Genomic DNA, 13,880 nt, shown 5'->3' with positions numbered 1-13,880 from the left:
ACAATGGAAGCTTTAGATAAGAAAATGATTGCGTTGAACCAGCAAGTGGCTACGCAAGAAGAAGGCATCCGCTTAGCCGGTCAACTATTGGTCGATGGCGGTTGTGTCGAACCAGAATACATTGATGCAATGCAGGCTCGTAATCAGGATGTCTCCGTATATATGGGTAATTTCATTGCCATCCCCCATGGTACTGAAGATGGCATGAAGTATATTAAAAAGACCGGGATTTCCGTGGTCCAAGTACCAATGGGTGTGAGCTGGGGTAATCCAGATGATAACGATGATGATAAGACTGTAACGGTTATCTTCGGGATCGCTGGGTTGAACGGTGAACACTTGAACCTCTTGTCTCAGATTGCCATATACTGCAGCGACGTTGCCAACGTTGCTAAGTTAGCGGACGCTCAATCTGAAGATGAAATCATAAATCTATTAAAGGAAGTTGATTAGCATGTTAGACGTACATTTTGGCGCAGGGAATATTGGTCGGGGCTTCATTGGCGAAACCTTGGCTGACAACGGGTTTAAGATTACTTTCGTTGATGTTAATGATACTTTGATTGACGAATTAAACAAACGGAATGGTTATACCATTGAATTGGCTGCAGAAGGTCAAAAACATATTGAAGTTCACGATGTTAAGGGTATTAACAACGGTAAGGATCCTAAGGCGGTTGCTGAAGAAATTGCCCAAGCCGATATGGTTACGACTGCGATTGGACCTAAGATCTTGAAGTTCATCGCGCCATTAATTGCTGACGGGTTAAAGTTACGGCAAGCTGACAACAATACGACACCAATTGATATCATTGCTTGTGAAAACATGATTGGCGGGAGTCAGTCATTAAAGAAATCCGTTTATGAATCATTAAATGAAGACGAACAAGCTTGGGCTGACCAAAATGCAGGCTTCCCCAATGCCGCTGTTGACCGGATCGTACCGCTTCAAAAGCATGATGATCCATTGTTCGTTTCAGTTGAACCATTCAAGGAATGGGTTATCGACAAGTCCCAGATGAAAAACCCTAAGATTCAATTAAAGGGTGTTGATTATGCTGACGACTTGGAACCATACATTGAACGGAAACTCTTCTCCGTTAATACTGGTCATGCCACCGTAGCCTATACTGGTAACATGAAGGGCTACAAGACGATTGGCGAAGCGGTCAAGGATGACAGTGTTGTTGACCAAGCTAAGCACGTTTTAGGTGAAACCGGCGACTTGTTGATTCAAAAGTGGGGCTTTGATCCTGAAGTACACCATGCTTATCAAAAGAAGATTTTGAGTCGGTTTGAAAACCCATATATCTCTGATGATATTGAACGGGTCGGCCGGACACCAATTCGGAAATTGGGTTTCAACGAACGTTTCATTCGCCCAATTCGGGAATTGAAGGAACGTGGTCGCGATTACAGCGCCTTAGTTGATACAGTTGGTGAAATGTTTTTCTTCAACTATCCTAATGATAGTGAAAGTGTTAAGTTACAACAATTATTGAAGGATGAACCAATCGAACAAGTCATTCGCGAAACAACTGACTTGAAAGATGAAGATTTAGTTAATGAAATCAAAGCTGCGTACGAAAAGCACTTAGCTGCAACAAAGTAGTTCGATAAAAAAACTAATTACTAACCGCCATGGTAATTAGCTGCAAAAGGCGCCCAGAAATTTAATTCTGGGCGCCTTTTGCGTCTTGCCTGACAAAGAAGCACTTGATAGCAGCCATCGCTGGGCGAGTTAACTGGAACGATGAACGTGTAGGTAGCTTATTTTTAAGACTGGCAGCACACGTTAATTTGGATGGTAGGTAATGCTAACTGTTGCCCTACCGAAGTAAGTCTAATGAGCAAGTATGTTGACCAGCATACGGCTACTTTTCCCAGAAATGCCACCAAGGTTTGGCCGCTTGACTGGCTTGTTGATCAAGTTGGTCAAGGACTTGGTTTAAGCGGTCACTGAGTGAATCTAAGCGCCGGATGATCATTTCTTGCTGCTTATAGAGCTCAGCATTAGTCGGGCCATCTGGCTTGGCCGCTGGTGCCATTTTGCTGGGATCGACGGTGGTTGTCGTGATGAGGGGCGACTTGGTGGTAGTTGCAGGCGCTGATTTCTCAGACTGAGTCGTCGTTGCCGCCGGTTGTTTGGATGTCGGGACCTTAGCACCAAACGCCCGTCCTAGCGCAGTGGCTAACGTTGTGCCCTGTTCAGCGAGTTCGATGGCCGCCTGAAAAGTTTTTAAATCAGCGGCTGTATATAAGCGATGACTGTTATCGGCCGGGCGGAAGCGATTTTCATCGTTAAGCTGTTTTTCAACCATGGTGCTATATTTGCGCAACGTCACGGCTTTAATACCGAGTTGTTCAGCGGCGACGGAAGCGACTAATTCGGAGTCCTGTTCGGGACTGATTGTTTGTGTGGACACAAAAATTCCTCCTTTAGGTTATATCGTTTCTATAACGCTATTATATCGAATTTTTGATTGGTAGAACACCGATATACCAAGATTTTGTGACCTATGTACGTGATTCAGACCCGGAAGTCATAATTTTGTGGGAAAACATGCTATGATAGAACGAAAATTAATTGGAAATGAGGATTAGATATGATCGAACCAGTCGATAAGACGACTTTTGCGACGGTGGCTGATGGTACCGCGTTAACTGTGGTTGATTTTTGGGCGGATTGGTGTGGCCCTTGCAAGATGCAGGAACCAGTGCTTGAAGCGTTAGATGAACTGTACGATGGGCAAGTGAAATTTGCTTCGCTCGACGTTGATCAACATCAGGAAATTGCGCAACAATTTGAGATTATGAGTATTCCGGCGTTAGTGATATTCAAGAATGGCCAGCCCGCTGAAAAGGTGGTTGGTTTTCATCCCCAAGCAGCATTGAAGAAATATCTGGATCAAAAACTAGCCGAAGTGAAGCCTGCCTAACGAGCGTTATTTAACGGTAGCTGTTGAAGCAATCAATAAGTCCCCCCAGAAACGGTTACCGCATCTGGGGGACTTATTTTTCTTGGTGAGTAATTTACGCGTTATGACGTAATTGATAAGCTGCCCATGTGCTGAAAATGGCAATGCCAAGAATTGCGAGGTTAATGAGAATCGTTTCTGTCAGTGGCTGGGTTGATGGGGAGAAATACCATTGTTCTAGTAAAGAAGTGTACAAAAACACGGGTGCGTAGAAGAAGCGGAGCCATCGTTGCTGGCGGTGTAACCACACCAGCGTAATTCCCGACAACCATATCAGTACTGATATAACAACCGTTGTCAGTGGACTAACTAGCATCGTCAGTGTGGCGATTATGGCTAGCAGATAGGGTGTTGTCATAAGTGGGTTCTTGAATGAGTTCATCAGTAGTGCCTCCTTATTGAAAAAGCTAATGCTCGTCTAAGTATATCGCGATAATCAAAATGTTTGTATTGCCATCATAAAATAAAATATTTAAATAGTGATTTTGACAATAAATCAGTTTAGCTGTCAAGTTAGAAATCGTTAATAGTTTAAGGGGAAGCGCAACTAGAAATGGCGAGTTGGTGCGACTGCCCTATTAATAATTAAATTATTACCGGCTTTGCCAATATAATTAGCTAAGACCATGTTAAATTAAGTAGCGTAATTATGGTAAAGTGGGGGGCTAATCATTGAAAAAATTGATTTGGGCATTACGGGTCGGTATCGTCCTCTTTGGTGCTTGTTTGGTGTGGGAACAAGTGCAGCTTGAACGGCATACAAGCCAGCGCCGGACCTATCATCAACGTCGGCTGCAGCGTAGTACCGCAGCAACGTTTAAGGCAATCCGTCAGCCACAACTTAGTGATTTTCCGGCAGCTAAGGTGGAAGCCGCACAAGTTTGGCTACACCTGAAGGGGACTCGGGTCATCAACGAGGCAACCCCGTTACATATCCGCAAAATTGCGGCCGGACAGCGAATTCAGCCAGACGATCCGCACAGCGCGGTCTATCATCACCAAATGACCCAGATTTATAGTGATGATTTACAAGATGCTACTAATAGTGTGATATACGCGCGGAATGCGGATAATACTGTATTGGTTGCGCATAGTCGTTCGGGGCAACGCTCGCAAGTGGGTCCGGTTGCCCAAAATGTTCACACAGCAATGCCAGCCGTTCAAAAGATGAAGATTCCGGCTAAACCATCCGCGACACTGCTTAAAGTCGTTCAACTGATCATTTAATATGGGGCAATTTAAAAGGCTAACCCACACGGTGGGTTAGCCTTTGGTGCGTGATGCTGGCCAGCTAATAGTGGTCATAGAGTTGCTCAATTAAGTCATCACTATTGGTAATGAGCTGGCGATTTAGTGAAATCAGATAGTCTGGTTGTGCTGGGTGAACGGCGTTGTAGAGCGTGTCTTCAATGAGACAGCCAGTCAGCGTGAACGACCGCTGCCGACCTTGAACAATGATGGTGAAGGAACGTCCACGACTAGTTACGATGACATTCAATCCCATTAAGTGGGTTAGGTTCAAACCTAACGTTGCAGTTGAATCAATTAATCCTGGTGTGCCAGTACGTTTAATCAAGACTAGGCATTCATCAATCCGTCGTAGCGAATTAAACATCGAAAATTTACTGGTGTTGCGCGGGTCCGATTTGACAGCCCGCGGCCGCCGTACATATGGTCCAACGACTATGTTCATAATGATTCCCCCAAACCATTTAGTTGATTGGTTTAATCATAACTAGTGCGAACGATTAGTGCGAAAATTTCGGCGCGTGTTGGCAGTTAGTTGGGGCAGTTTACGGGTTATCTTTGGAAGCTTTACTAACGTTGTGACGGAAAACATCCAGTGTATACAAATTCGCAATTACTGGACGCAATGGCGTTCAGACCATTGATCAGTAATTGCGAATTGCGTAATCGTGATGTTAAAAATGAAGCTAGGCTTTTACTTTGTTGTCTGCTTTTCGTGCTTTAACGGCTAATTCGGGAAACCAAATTGCAATTTCGTGATGCGCATTTTCACGGCTATCTGAGGTATGGATAATATTTCGTAAAATACCGTCTGGATATTCATGAGAGAAATCCCCCCGAATTGTGCCAGGTTGTGCTTCGGCAGGCCGGGTGCTACCAGCTAAACGATGCACCGCTTTGACGACGCCAGTACCACTTACGATAATGGCGACGAGTGGACCTTCCATCATGTAGGTCTCGATTTCCTTAAAGTAAGGCTTACCAACCTTCTCACTGTAATGTTGTTGAAGTTGCTCCGCGGTTGCTTTAATAACCTTTAAGGCGGCAATTTGATAACCCTTGCGTTCTAACCGGGTGATAACCTCACCAATGTGTCCTTCACTGACACCATCGGGTTTAACTAGGACCAATGTTTTTTCAGAATTTGCCATAATACGTGACCTCCTCGCTTTTTGAAAGCGGTATCATTTATAACTTAAATTGTAGGTGACTTTGAGGGGTACGTCAACTAGAATCGCCGTTTTATCATGAAAATTGCTTGTAAATTGGCGTCAGCTGGTCAATAATTGGGACGCGAGAAGCGGGCTCAACTAGCTGAATTATTTTCTATCGTTGGAAGATATCGCTATAATAAAATTAGTAAATCATAAAAGGATTTGATACTCATGCCACCACTTGATTTAACTCATATTCGACAACATCATACGGTTGCTGAATTAATTGCGCTAGGAAAGGCGCGGCGCCAAGTCACCCCATTTGAAAAATTAGGGACATTTACACCGGTGAAACGAAACGCCAGTGATTATCTGAAACATGTGCGGGAGATGCTGGTACCAGAACTATTGCCATTGCGGCGTGAACGAATGTCTGCTTCGGCTTTTGCATTCTTCCGGGGATCAGTTGAGTTAATGGATTACGATTTGGATTACCAGTCGTCCACTGAAATTCCCGCCGTAGTTTGTGGCGATGCTCATATTGGTAACTTTGGATTCTATGCGTCACCAGAACGGCGACTGGTATTTGACCTAAATGACTTTGACGAAGCTGGCGTCCATCCGTGGGAATGGGATTTACGTCGGTTATTAGTTAGTGTGTTGCTAGCTGCTCGTGATTCTAACTTTAAACCAAAAAAGGTCGAAAAATTGATACAGGCGGCGAGTGCGAGTTATCGGGAAGCACTCAAACGGATGTTTGATCAGACGACGTTAGACCGTTTTTATCGCGATAACGAAGTTCAGGCTGTCTTGAACTTCGGTGGTGCTCCCGAAGATACGGCCGATTTAATTGCATCCTTGGTTAAAAAGGCTCAAAAACGTAATTCAGAACAAGTTGTGCGTAAGTTTACGGTCACTAATAGTCGCGGTGAACGGCAATTTAAGGAGAACGCGCCCCGTTCTGTCCATATTGATCGGCAAACTTATCAAGGGCTAAAGGCCGGAATTAGCGAGTATTTATTGAACGTACGGACCGATGTCGCTTTGCTGTTGTCGCAATATGAAGTTACTGATATTATTCGGCATAGTGTGGGCGTCGGGAGTTTTGGGTCACTATGTTACTTGGTTCTTCTGACGAGTACGGATGGTAGCCATATGGTGTTACAAATCAAGGAAGCTTTACCAACGCGGAAAGTCGGGAGCCAGTCGCGGCCAGCGTTAACGGCCGCCATGGAATTGACGGAAGGGCAACGGATCGTCAGTTCGCAACGCATTTTACAAGCAACCTCGGATGCGTTCCTAGGCTATTTCCAAATGGAAAATAAGAGTTTTTATGTTCGTCAATTTCGGGATATGAAGGAATCCATCGATATTCCAACCCTAGACTGGGGTCAATTCCAAGCCTATGCAAATACGTGCGCAATGATTTTGGCAAAGGCTCATGCGCAAAGTCCAACGGCGGCCATGATTCGGGGATACGTTGGTAATTCGGCGAAGTTTGATGAAGCCATGGCTAAATGGGCCACGGCGTATGTTGAACAAGTTGATAATGATTATCAAGATTTCTTAGATGTTTGATGGTTTAAACGAAGAGTTGATCAAATATCGCACTGAAACGCGTGACGATTAGACGTGTATTGAAAATAAAGAAAGGGTCATCGGAATCATTGATACTCCGATGACCTTTTCTGTCGGTAATTAGACATAGACTAAAATATTTTTCTGGAGCGTAAGTCTTGATTTAACAACGTTTTTTGGCGATTGAACAAGTGATTTTGAAAATTGATAGGCTAAAATGGTTGCACTTTTTCAACAACTTGATATACTTACTATTAGTAAGTGAAACGAAGAAATTAGTTTTGAAAGGATTGTTTGATATGACAAAATATGGTGTAATTGTAGGTTCTATTCGTAAAAATTCTTATTCTAAAGGGGTCGCTGAAGCCATCGTTGCTGGGTTACCAGACGACGCTGAAGTAACGTACTTAAATATCGCTAAGTTGCCACTATATAACCAAGACTACGATGCGGATTCACCCGTAGAATATACAGAATTTCGTCAGGCCGTTGCGGCTCAAGATGCGTTCATCTTTGTCACACCTGAACATAACCGTAGTATCCCAGCAGCCTTGAAGAATGCTTTGGACGTTGCTTCACGTCCATGGGGTCAAAGTGTTTGGGGCGGCAAGCCTGCTTTGGTTGCTTCCCAATCGATCTCTGGTATCTCTGGCGTCTTAGCACACCATGTTTTACGTCAATCCTTGGTCTTCTTAGACATGCCAACGATGCAACAACCAGAATTGTACATCGGTAATACTGATAAGTTGGCTGATGAAAATGGTCATATCACAAATGAAGGCACCCAATCATTCTTAGCTGGTGCTGGTAAGCAATTCAGCGAATTTGCAGCGAAGTTTGTCAAATAATTGTGGATAATAAATAAATTTTCAAAGTAACGTAAAAACGTACTTATAAAATCAATTTTGATTTTATAAGTACGTTTTATTGTCGACACAATAACTGATACGAGCAAACGGTTATTCTAAGCCGCAGTTTTGATAAGAATCAAGCTTGATTGCTGGTTGTTTCATGATAAGCATGCAATTGAGTGGCAACTAGATGGGCCGGGTTACCGACCGCAGTAACGTGGGCGGGAACGTTGTCTAAAACAATCGCACCAGCACCAATTTTACTGTTGGCGCCAATCTTAATAGGGCCCAAGAGTTGGGCGTGGGCACCAATGAAAGCACCGCGACAAACATAGGGATGCCGGCGCCCAGCTTGTTCGGTTTTACGTGCGCCTAAAGTGACGCCGTGTAAAATTGTAACGTCGTCTTCAATGACCGCCGTTGCACCAATGACAGTACCAATACCATGGTCAAAGAAGACCCGGTGACCAATTTGCGCGGCCGGGTGAATCAGAATCCCGGTACGCCGGGCCGCATGTTGGCTCAGCAAGGCGGCCAATAATGGTAAACGGTGTGTTTCAAAATAATGGGCAACCCGGTACCAGGCGAGCGCGTGAATACCAGGATAGGTCAACATAACTGTCCGCAAATTGATCGCGGCGGGGTCACGATTGAGAATGGCACGAGCCGTCTGAAACACCAGCTTAATCTGCCTGAATGCTAGCGAACCCGCGCTCAAGGTCTGCTAACAAATCGTCACTGGCTTCAACACCGACTGATAAGCGAATCAGCTCGTCTTTGATGCCATTCTGTAGCCGAATTGTGCGTGGGATGGCACCGTGAGTCATTAAGGCTGGAATTTCAATTAAACTTTCCAATGCTCCGAGACTTTCGGCGAGCGTGATGACTTGTAAATGTTCAACGAAGGTCTGGGGGTTCATTCCTGGTTGTAATTCAAACGAGATCATTGCGCCGAAGCCATTCATCTGTTGCTTGGCAATCGAAAAATCGGGATTATCAGGATCGCCTGGATAGTAAATCTTAGCAACTGCTGGGTGAGACTTTAAGTAAGTAAAGATTTTAGCGGCATTATTCAGGTGGGCTTGCATGCGCAATGCCAGAGTCTTCATACCACGTTGTAATAGCCAGCTTTCTTGCGGGGCCAAAATACTACCGATGGCATTTTGCAAGTAGCCGATTTTTTCGCCAAGTGCTGGCGTCTTGGTGACAACCAAGCCACCGATAACATCACTGTGACCACCGAGATACTTGGAAGCACTGTGTAAAACAATGTCAACGCCTAAATCCAGGGGCTTCTGGACGTATGGGGAGGCGAAGGTGTTGTCGATGATACTCAGTAAATCGTGTGCTTGCGCGAGCTTCGCAATGGCAGCAATATCCGTAATGTGTAATAACGGGTTCGTCGGTGTTTCCAAATAAATCGCCTTAGTTGTGGGGGTAATTGCGGCTTCAACGGCGGCCAAGTCACGCGTATCTACGGCTGTAAAAGTCATGCCAAAGTGTTTCAAAACGGCGTCGATCAAGCGGAAGGTGCCACCGTAGACATCATTTCCCACAATAATGTGATCACCAGCCGAGAATAGTGAGAAGACGGTATTAATGGCAGCGGAGCCAGAAGCAAATGCGAAGCCAGCGCTGCCATGTTCGAGGGTGGCAATTAATGCTTCGACGGCGGCCCGGGTTGGATTTCCCGTCCGTGAATATTCGTATTGATTTTGACCGATTTTTGTTTGGCGGAAGGTCGAGGCCATGTAGATGGGTACCGAAGTCGCGCCAGTAGTGGCGTCCTCACTGATACCACCGTGAATTAATTGGGTTTCAAATTTCATTGTTAAAGTCCTCATTTCGTATAGATTTTTTGGCTCAGATAACGCTCACTACTGTCTGGAAAGATGGTCACGATATGACTATTGGCAGGCAGGTTGGTGGCAAGTTGTAAACTAGCGGCTAGCGCAGCGCCGCTAGAACTGCCAATCAGTAAACCGTGGTCACGGGCTAGGTGTCGAACTTGGGCAAAGGCATCATTGTCCGCGATGGTCAGTGTCTGGTCGATGCGAACCTGATCGAAAAATGGTGGGATGAATTCGACGCCGATTCCCTCGGTACGATGTGCGTGAGCTGGTCCACCATTTAAAATGGAACCTTCTGGCTCAACGACTACGGCTTTGGTTGCTGAATCTTGGGCTTGAAGATAAGCCGCTACTCCGGCAAATGTCCCACCGCTACCGGCTCCAGCGACGAAGGCGGTTATAGGTGCAGGCATGTCCGCCAGAATTTCTGGTGCCAGTGTGTGGTAATAAGCCGCGGGATTAGCCGGATTCTTGAATTGCATGGGGACGTAACTGTTGGAAATCGTTGCGGCTAGTGCCTCAGCTTTGCGAATGGCACCTTTGATTCCTTCCTCGCTAGGTGTATGAACAATTTCAGCACCCAATGCTTGCATTAAAACTTGTTTTTCCATACTGAACTTTTCTGGGACGACTAAGATGGTACGTAGGTGGTGCGCTTGAGTTGCTAAGGCTAAACCAATTCCGGTGTTACCAGCAGTTGGTTCAATAATCGTTGTCTTGGCGTTAACCCGGCCCCGTTGCAAGCCGTCTTCAATCAGATAGGCTCCCAGCCGGTCCTTAATACTGCCGCCGGGGTTGAACATTTCAAGCTTGGCATAGATGTGACTGTGATTTGGAACCTCGATGGGTAACGCCATCAGGGGGGTGTGGCCGATAAGTTCTTGAACGTGCTGAATGAGCATATAAATTCCTCCAATCGCTGCGGTGGGGTGCCAAAAGCGACAAAAAAGGCGCGAGAATTCGAATGAATTCCTCGCGCCCAGTACAATATCCAGCCATGCTGGACATTGATTTTTAGGATGACACTCCTCAAAAAGTCAATGCTTAACAGGCCGAACATCGCGATAAGCGCGCAGTTCGGCAACAACAGTTATTCAAAGCACTACTTGTTAATTGAGTCATGTCTGATCCTCCTCTGGATTAATTGGGACTAACTATACAAGATGATTTTGAGCGCGTCAAGTGGTGAATGACGATTTGCAATAAGCGGTAAAAGATGAAGATTGGCTGAGAACGTTATTGAATCAGCGTTAGTTTTGCCAAACGGTTGTCATTAAAATAAATATATTAGGTGGTTGAATCAGTTGATTGTGACCGAGGATAAAGATGTTAAAATTTATCCAATATCAGTTTTTCATGTCTTATAATCAAGACGTTTTCCAAGACACATATAACTAGTTTTATTCTGACAATAGCTAGTGAACGTGCTGTTGATAATAACTAAAACAATCCCACCCTGATTAGCAAGTGACTAAACTAGGGTGGGATTGTTCGTGATTATAATTTAAATGATATTACTTATTCCATAAGTATTTAGCATCAAAATCATTATCGAATGATGATAAAATCTTAGGACCGTCATCGGTAACGACAAGGGTGTGCTCGTATTGGCAGCTAAGACTGCCATCTAAAGTGCGAACAGTCCAACCGTCATCGGCAGTTTCGCCAGAACGCCAGTCACCAATATTGACCATTGGTTCGATAGTAATGGTCATACCAGCTTTTAGACGGGTGCCGTGACCAGCTTCGCCATAATGTGGAACATCAGGCTTTTCGTGCATCGTCGGTCCAATACCATGACCAATGTATTCGCGTACAACGCCGTAACCCATTTCGTTTTCAGCGTAATTCTGAATAGCCCAGCCGATATCACCAATTCGGTTGCCAACAACGGCTTGGTCAATACCGAGGTATAGCGCTTTATGGGTCACTTCCATGAGTTTTTTAACTTCGGGTGATGGTGTACCAGCAACAAAGGCGTGGCAAGAGTCACTAAGGTAGCCATGGTAGTTAATAACGGTATCAACTTTTAATAAGTCTCCATCTTTGACCAAGATATCTTTACTAGGACAGCCGTGACAAATCATGTCATTGACGCTGACACAAGTTGAGTACTTATAACCTTCAAAGTTGAGTTCGCCAGGAGTAGCGTCGTGTGCAACGATGTATTCGTAGGCAAAGTGGTCAACATCCCAAGTCGTAATTCCGGGCTTGATGTAGTCTTCAAGGGCGTGAAACAGGCCAACCATGATGTCACCGGCAGCTTGCATCCCTTTGATTTCGCGATCTGATTTAAGCGTAATCATGAGGTTCCTCCAAAAAAATTAATTATATTGTGATGCTAAAAGTTTGTTCCTCTCCAGTATACTGCAAGCATTGTATTGCGACAAAACGCATTGTTTTGACCTGATATTGACAACGCTATCAGTAGGCCGAAATCAAAAAAATATAAAAAAATCAGCACGCCAAAAATACCAAATTGCCGGGGCGCAGTTGGATTAATTGTAAACAATTCAATATAAATTTGGAATTTTACCCTTTTCATCGGCCAAGATAATGATACAATATATTGTGTTGTTTCAAACGGAAACACTACATGTAGTAGTGTGACGTGACTGGTTGGCCAACTAGACACCTACAACCGCATATGAAAACGGAAAGAGGAGCATGATTTTGAGTAATTATTTTAAATTCTTATCACACCAACTAAAAGGTTGGCCACAACAGAACTACTATCTATTCTATTTTAGCCTAGGATGTCAAGTAATGACGTTAGTAAGTGCGCCAATTACAGCATTGTCTATTTTAACATTTATTGGGACCACTTTGGGTGTTCTTTGTGTGTTAGCCATTAATGCGGCTAAGTCAGTCAATGGATTATTAGGCGTCATCTCCGCCGCTTGCTTCATCGTAGTTGGTTTTTCAGCTAAGAACTATTTAAGCATTGGGGAACAATTAGCCTACGTCGTAACGCTTGATATTCCAGTACTATTAAGTGCTAATTGGAACGTCAACATGGTTTCAAAGATTCGGAAGTTTACGGGTAAGACGTGGATCGTCGCAATTGTCGCAACTTTAGTTGTTTATGCCATCTCCGGCTATCTTATTGGTGCCTTAACTGATGATCCCCGGCCATGGGTCGATGCCATTAGTTTTGCGATTTGTTTAACGGCCGGCGTTATTTGCTTCCTCCGTTACAACAACCAGTATTTCTGGTGGATTGCCTCTGGTTTAGCACAAATGGTCCTCTGGTTCATCTCGTTCCGTCAAGGTTCGGCGACACTAGCAATGTTCATTAATAGTTCCGTTTATCTGATGAACGATGTCTTGGCTTTCACTGTTTCACCTTGGTATAACAAACATGAACGCGCTCGGTTGATGGCCGAAGAACAAGCAGCTAGTGATGCAGCTAGCGCGGATGCTAGTGATAATCAGGCATTTGGATTGAATCACTAAAGGTCAGCTAATAAATTTACTGAGACTAGTAGCGTTAATATTCTAAATAAGGCGAGTACTGTAATTCTTTTGGATTAGAGTACTCGTCTTTATTTGAATAGCTCCGGATTGTATCAGTTATCAAATATATGCTTTTTTATTGACATTATAATAAACAATGTTAAAGTTTAATAAACAATATTAAAAAAGAGGGATGCTATGGACTGGTTTGTGAATTTAGAACGTGAGGATCAGGAATTTGTTAAACAATTGGTTATTGCCTCAGGTTCTCTAAAACAACTCGCTAAGATTTATCAAGTGAGTTATCCAACCGTGCGAATGCGGTTAAACACGATTATTCAAAAAATTAACTTTATTGAGGACAACGGTGCAAATACGTTTGAAACGAAGGTTATGAAATTGGTAATCGATGAGAAATTATCGTTAGAGGTAGCAAAACAGATTATTACTGACTTTAGGGAGGAACAACATGAGTGATTTTAAAGGAATTCTGATTGGTATGTTGGTCGTTGCAGTGCTCTATATGTTAGATCGATACTTACCAAGGTGGTTTGGGGCAATTCCGGGAGCTGGCTTTTTAGGCTTTATTATTTACATTGTTTTTACAAAAGAGGTCTCTTTATTATCAATAGTAACCGTATTGTTAGTTGGCGAAGCCGTGCTGAATGGTATCTGGATAGATGCACTCGTGAACCGAAAGAGAAAAATGAAAAAAGAAGTAGCAACAATGAAAGCGAAAGATTTATTGCGAAAATAGTAATATTA

At 44.0% G+C, this 13,880-nt stretch carries 17 protein-coding genes; 9 read left to right on the top strand and 8 right to left on the bottom strand.

The window, feature by feature from the left end; translation table 11 throughout:
- The first annotated feature begins 3 nt into the window (after positions 1-3).
- On the top strand, positions 4-453 hold the full coding sequence (locus tag E5260_RS14315; RefSeq protein ID WP_003641824.1) for a PTS sugar transporter subunit IIA: 450 nt from the start codon (positions 4-6) through the stop codon (positions 451-453).
- A gap of 1 nt (position 454) precedes the next feature.
- On the top strand, positions 455-1,612 hold the full coding sequence (locus E5260_RS14310; protein ID WP_003641825.1) for a mannitol-1-phosphate 5-dehydrogenase: 1,158 nt from the start codon (positions 455-457) through the stop codon (positions 1,610-1,612).
- Positions 1,613-1,874: 262 nt separating this feature from the next.
- Here E5260_RS14310 and E5260_RS14305 read toward each other — a convergent pair whose 3' ends face one another.
- The gene (locus E5260_RS14305) at positions 1,875-2,426 is read right to left on the bottom strand and encodes a MerR family transcriptional regulator (protein WP_003641826.1); all 552 of its coding nucleotides are present in this window, start codon (positions 2,424-2,426) and stop codon (positions 1,875-1,877) included.
- Positions 2,427-2,606: 180 nt separating this feature from the next.
- On the opposite strand from E5260_RS14305, the gene trxA reads away from it, so the two are divergent.
- Positions 2,607-2,939 (top strand): thioredoxin, encoded by a 333-nt coding sequence (trxA, locus tag E5260_RS14300; RefSeq protein ID WP_003641827.1) that lies wholly within the window; start codon positions 2,607-2,609, stop codon positions 2,937-2,939.
- Positions 2,940-3,033: 94 nt separating this feature from the next.
- On the opposite strand, the gene E5260_RS14295 is transcribed toward trxA, so the two are convergent.
- A complete protein-coding gene (locus E5260_RS14295; RefSeq protein WP_003641828.1) occupies positions 3,034-3,360 on the bottom strand; it encodes a hypothetical protein in 327 nt (108 codons plus the stop codon).
- A 290-nt stretch (positions 3,361-3,650) separates the two neighbouring features.
- Between E5260_RS14295 and E5260_RS14290 the strand changes: the two genes are divergently transcribed.
- The gene (locus E5260_RS14290; RefSeq protein ID WP_003641829.1) at positions 3,651-4,205 is read left to right on the top strand and encodes a hypothetical protein; all 555 of its coding nucleotides are present in this window, start codon (positions 3,651-3,653) and stop codon (positions 4,203-4,205) included.
- A gap of 64 nt (positions 4,206-4,269) precedes the next feature.
- Here the strand turns inward: E5260_RS14290 and E5260_RS14285 are convergent, their stop codons facing one another.
- Together E5260_RS14285 and ndk are read right to left on the bottom strand one after the other, a co-directional pair.
- Positions 4,270-4,671 carry a hypothetical protein gene (locus tag E5260_RS14285; RefSeq protein WP_003641830.1) on the bottom strand — a complete coding sequence of 134 codons (402 nt, stop codon included), beginning with the start codon at positions 4,669-4,671 and terminating at the stop codon, positions 4,270-4,272.
- Between the two features lie 241 nt (positions 4,672-4,912).
- On the bottom strand, positions 4,913-5,377 hold the full coding sequence (gene ndk / locus E5260_RS14280) for a nucleoside-diphosphate kinase (RefSeq protein ID WP_003641831.1): 465 nt from the start codon (positions 5,375-5,377) through the stop codon (positions 4,913-4,915).
- 234 nt (positions 5,378-5,611) lie between these two features.
- Here ndk and E5260_RS14275 point away from each other — a divergent pair, with 234 nt between their 5' ends.
- Complete coding sequence (locus E5260_RS14275) at positions 5,612-6,958, top strand: DUF2252 domain-containing protein (RefSeq protein WP_003641832.1); 1,347 nt, start codon at positions 5,612-5,614, stop codon at positions 6,956-6,958.
- Between the two features lie 299 nt (positions 6,959-7,257).
- Positions 7,258-7,806, top strand: coding sequence for an NADPH-dependent FMN reductase (locus tag E5260_RS14270; protein ID WP_003643701.1), 549 nt, complete (start codon positions 7,258-7,260; stop codon positions 7,804-7,806).
- Positions 7,807-7,945: 139 nt separating this feature from the next.
- Here E5260_RS14270 and epsC read toward each other — a convergent pair whose 3' ends face one another.
- The 4 genes from epsC to map form a co-directional block, all read right to left on the bottom strand.
- Positions 7,946-8,488, bottom strand: a complete 543-nt coding sequence (gene epsC, locus E5260_RS14265; protein WP_003641834.1) for a serine O-acetyltransferase EpsC — start codon at positions 8,486-8,488, stop codon at positions 7,946-7,948.
- A gap of 4 nt (positions 8,489-8,492) precedes the next feature.
- A complete protein-coding gene (locus E5260_RS14260) occupies positions 8,493-9,638 on the bottom strand; it encodes a trans-sulfuration enzyme family protein (RefSeq protein ID WP_003643702.1) in 1,146 nt (381 codons plus the stop codon).
- A gap of 11 nt (positions 9,639-9,649) precedes the next feature.
- Positions 9,650-10,561 (bottom strand): PLP-dependent cysteine synthase family protein, encoded by a 912-nt coding sequence (locus tag E5260_RS14255; RefSeq protein WP_003641836.1) that lies wholly within the window; start codon positions 10,559-10,561, stop codon positions 9,650-9,652.
- Between the two features lie 612 nt (positions 10,562-11,173).
- Positions 11,174-11,965: a type I methionyl aminopeptidase gene (map, locus tag E5260_RS14250; protein ID WP_003641837.1), complete on the bottom strand. Its 792-nt coding sequence runs from the start codon at positions 11,963-11,965 to the stop codon at positions 11,174-11,176.
- A gap of 361 nt (positions 11,966-12,326) precedes the next feature.
- On the opposite strand from map, the gene pnuC reads away from it, so the two are divergent.
- The 3 genes from pnuC to E5260_RS14235 all read left to right on the top strand — a co-directional run bounded on the left by pnuC (position 12,327) and on the right by E5260_RS14235 (position 13,872).
- Positions 12,327-13,115 carry a nicotinamide riboside transporter PnuC gene (pnuC, locus tag E5260_RS14245; protein ID WP_003641839.1) on the top strand — a complete coding sequence of 263 codons (789 nt, stop codon included), beginning with the start codon at positions 12,327-12,329 and terminating at the stop codon, positions 13,113-13,115.
- A 198-nt stretch (positions 13,116-13,313) separates the two neighbouring features.
- Complete coding sequence (locus E5260_RS14240; protein ID WP_003641840.1) at positions 13,314-13,592, top strand: DUF2089 family protein; 279 nt, start codon at positions 13,314-13,316, stop codon at positions 13,590-13,592.
- Entirely contained in the window at positions 13,585-13,872 is a 288-nt protein-coding gene (locus E5260_RS14235; RefSeq protein ID WP_003641841.1) for a hypothetical protein, read from the top strand. The genes E5260_RS14240 and E5260_RS14235 overlap by 8 nt, the downstream gene beginning before the upstream one ends.
- The last annotated feature ends 8 nt before the right edge of the window (positions 13,873-13,880 follow it).

Origin of the sequence: Lactiplantibacillus plantarum (assembly GCF_014131735.1) — a bacterium.
GTDB classification, from domain to species: Bacteria; Bacillota; Bacilli; order Lactobacillales; family Lactobacillaceae; genus Lactiplantibacillus; species Lactiplantibacillus plantarum.
The sequence above is the reverse complement of the archived record's forward strand: the minus strand, read 5'-3'. Positions and strand labels throughout refer to the sequence as shown.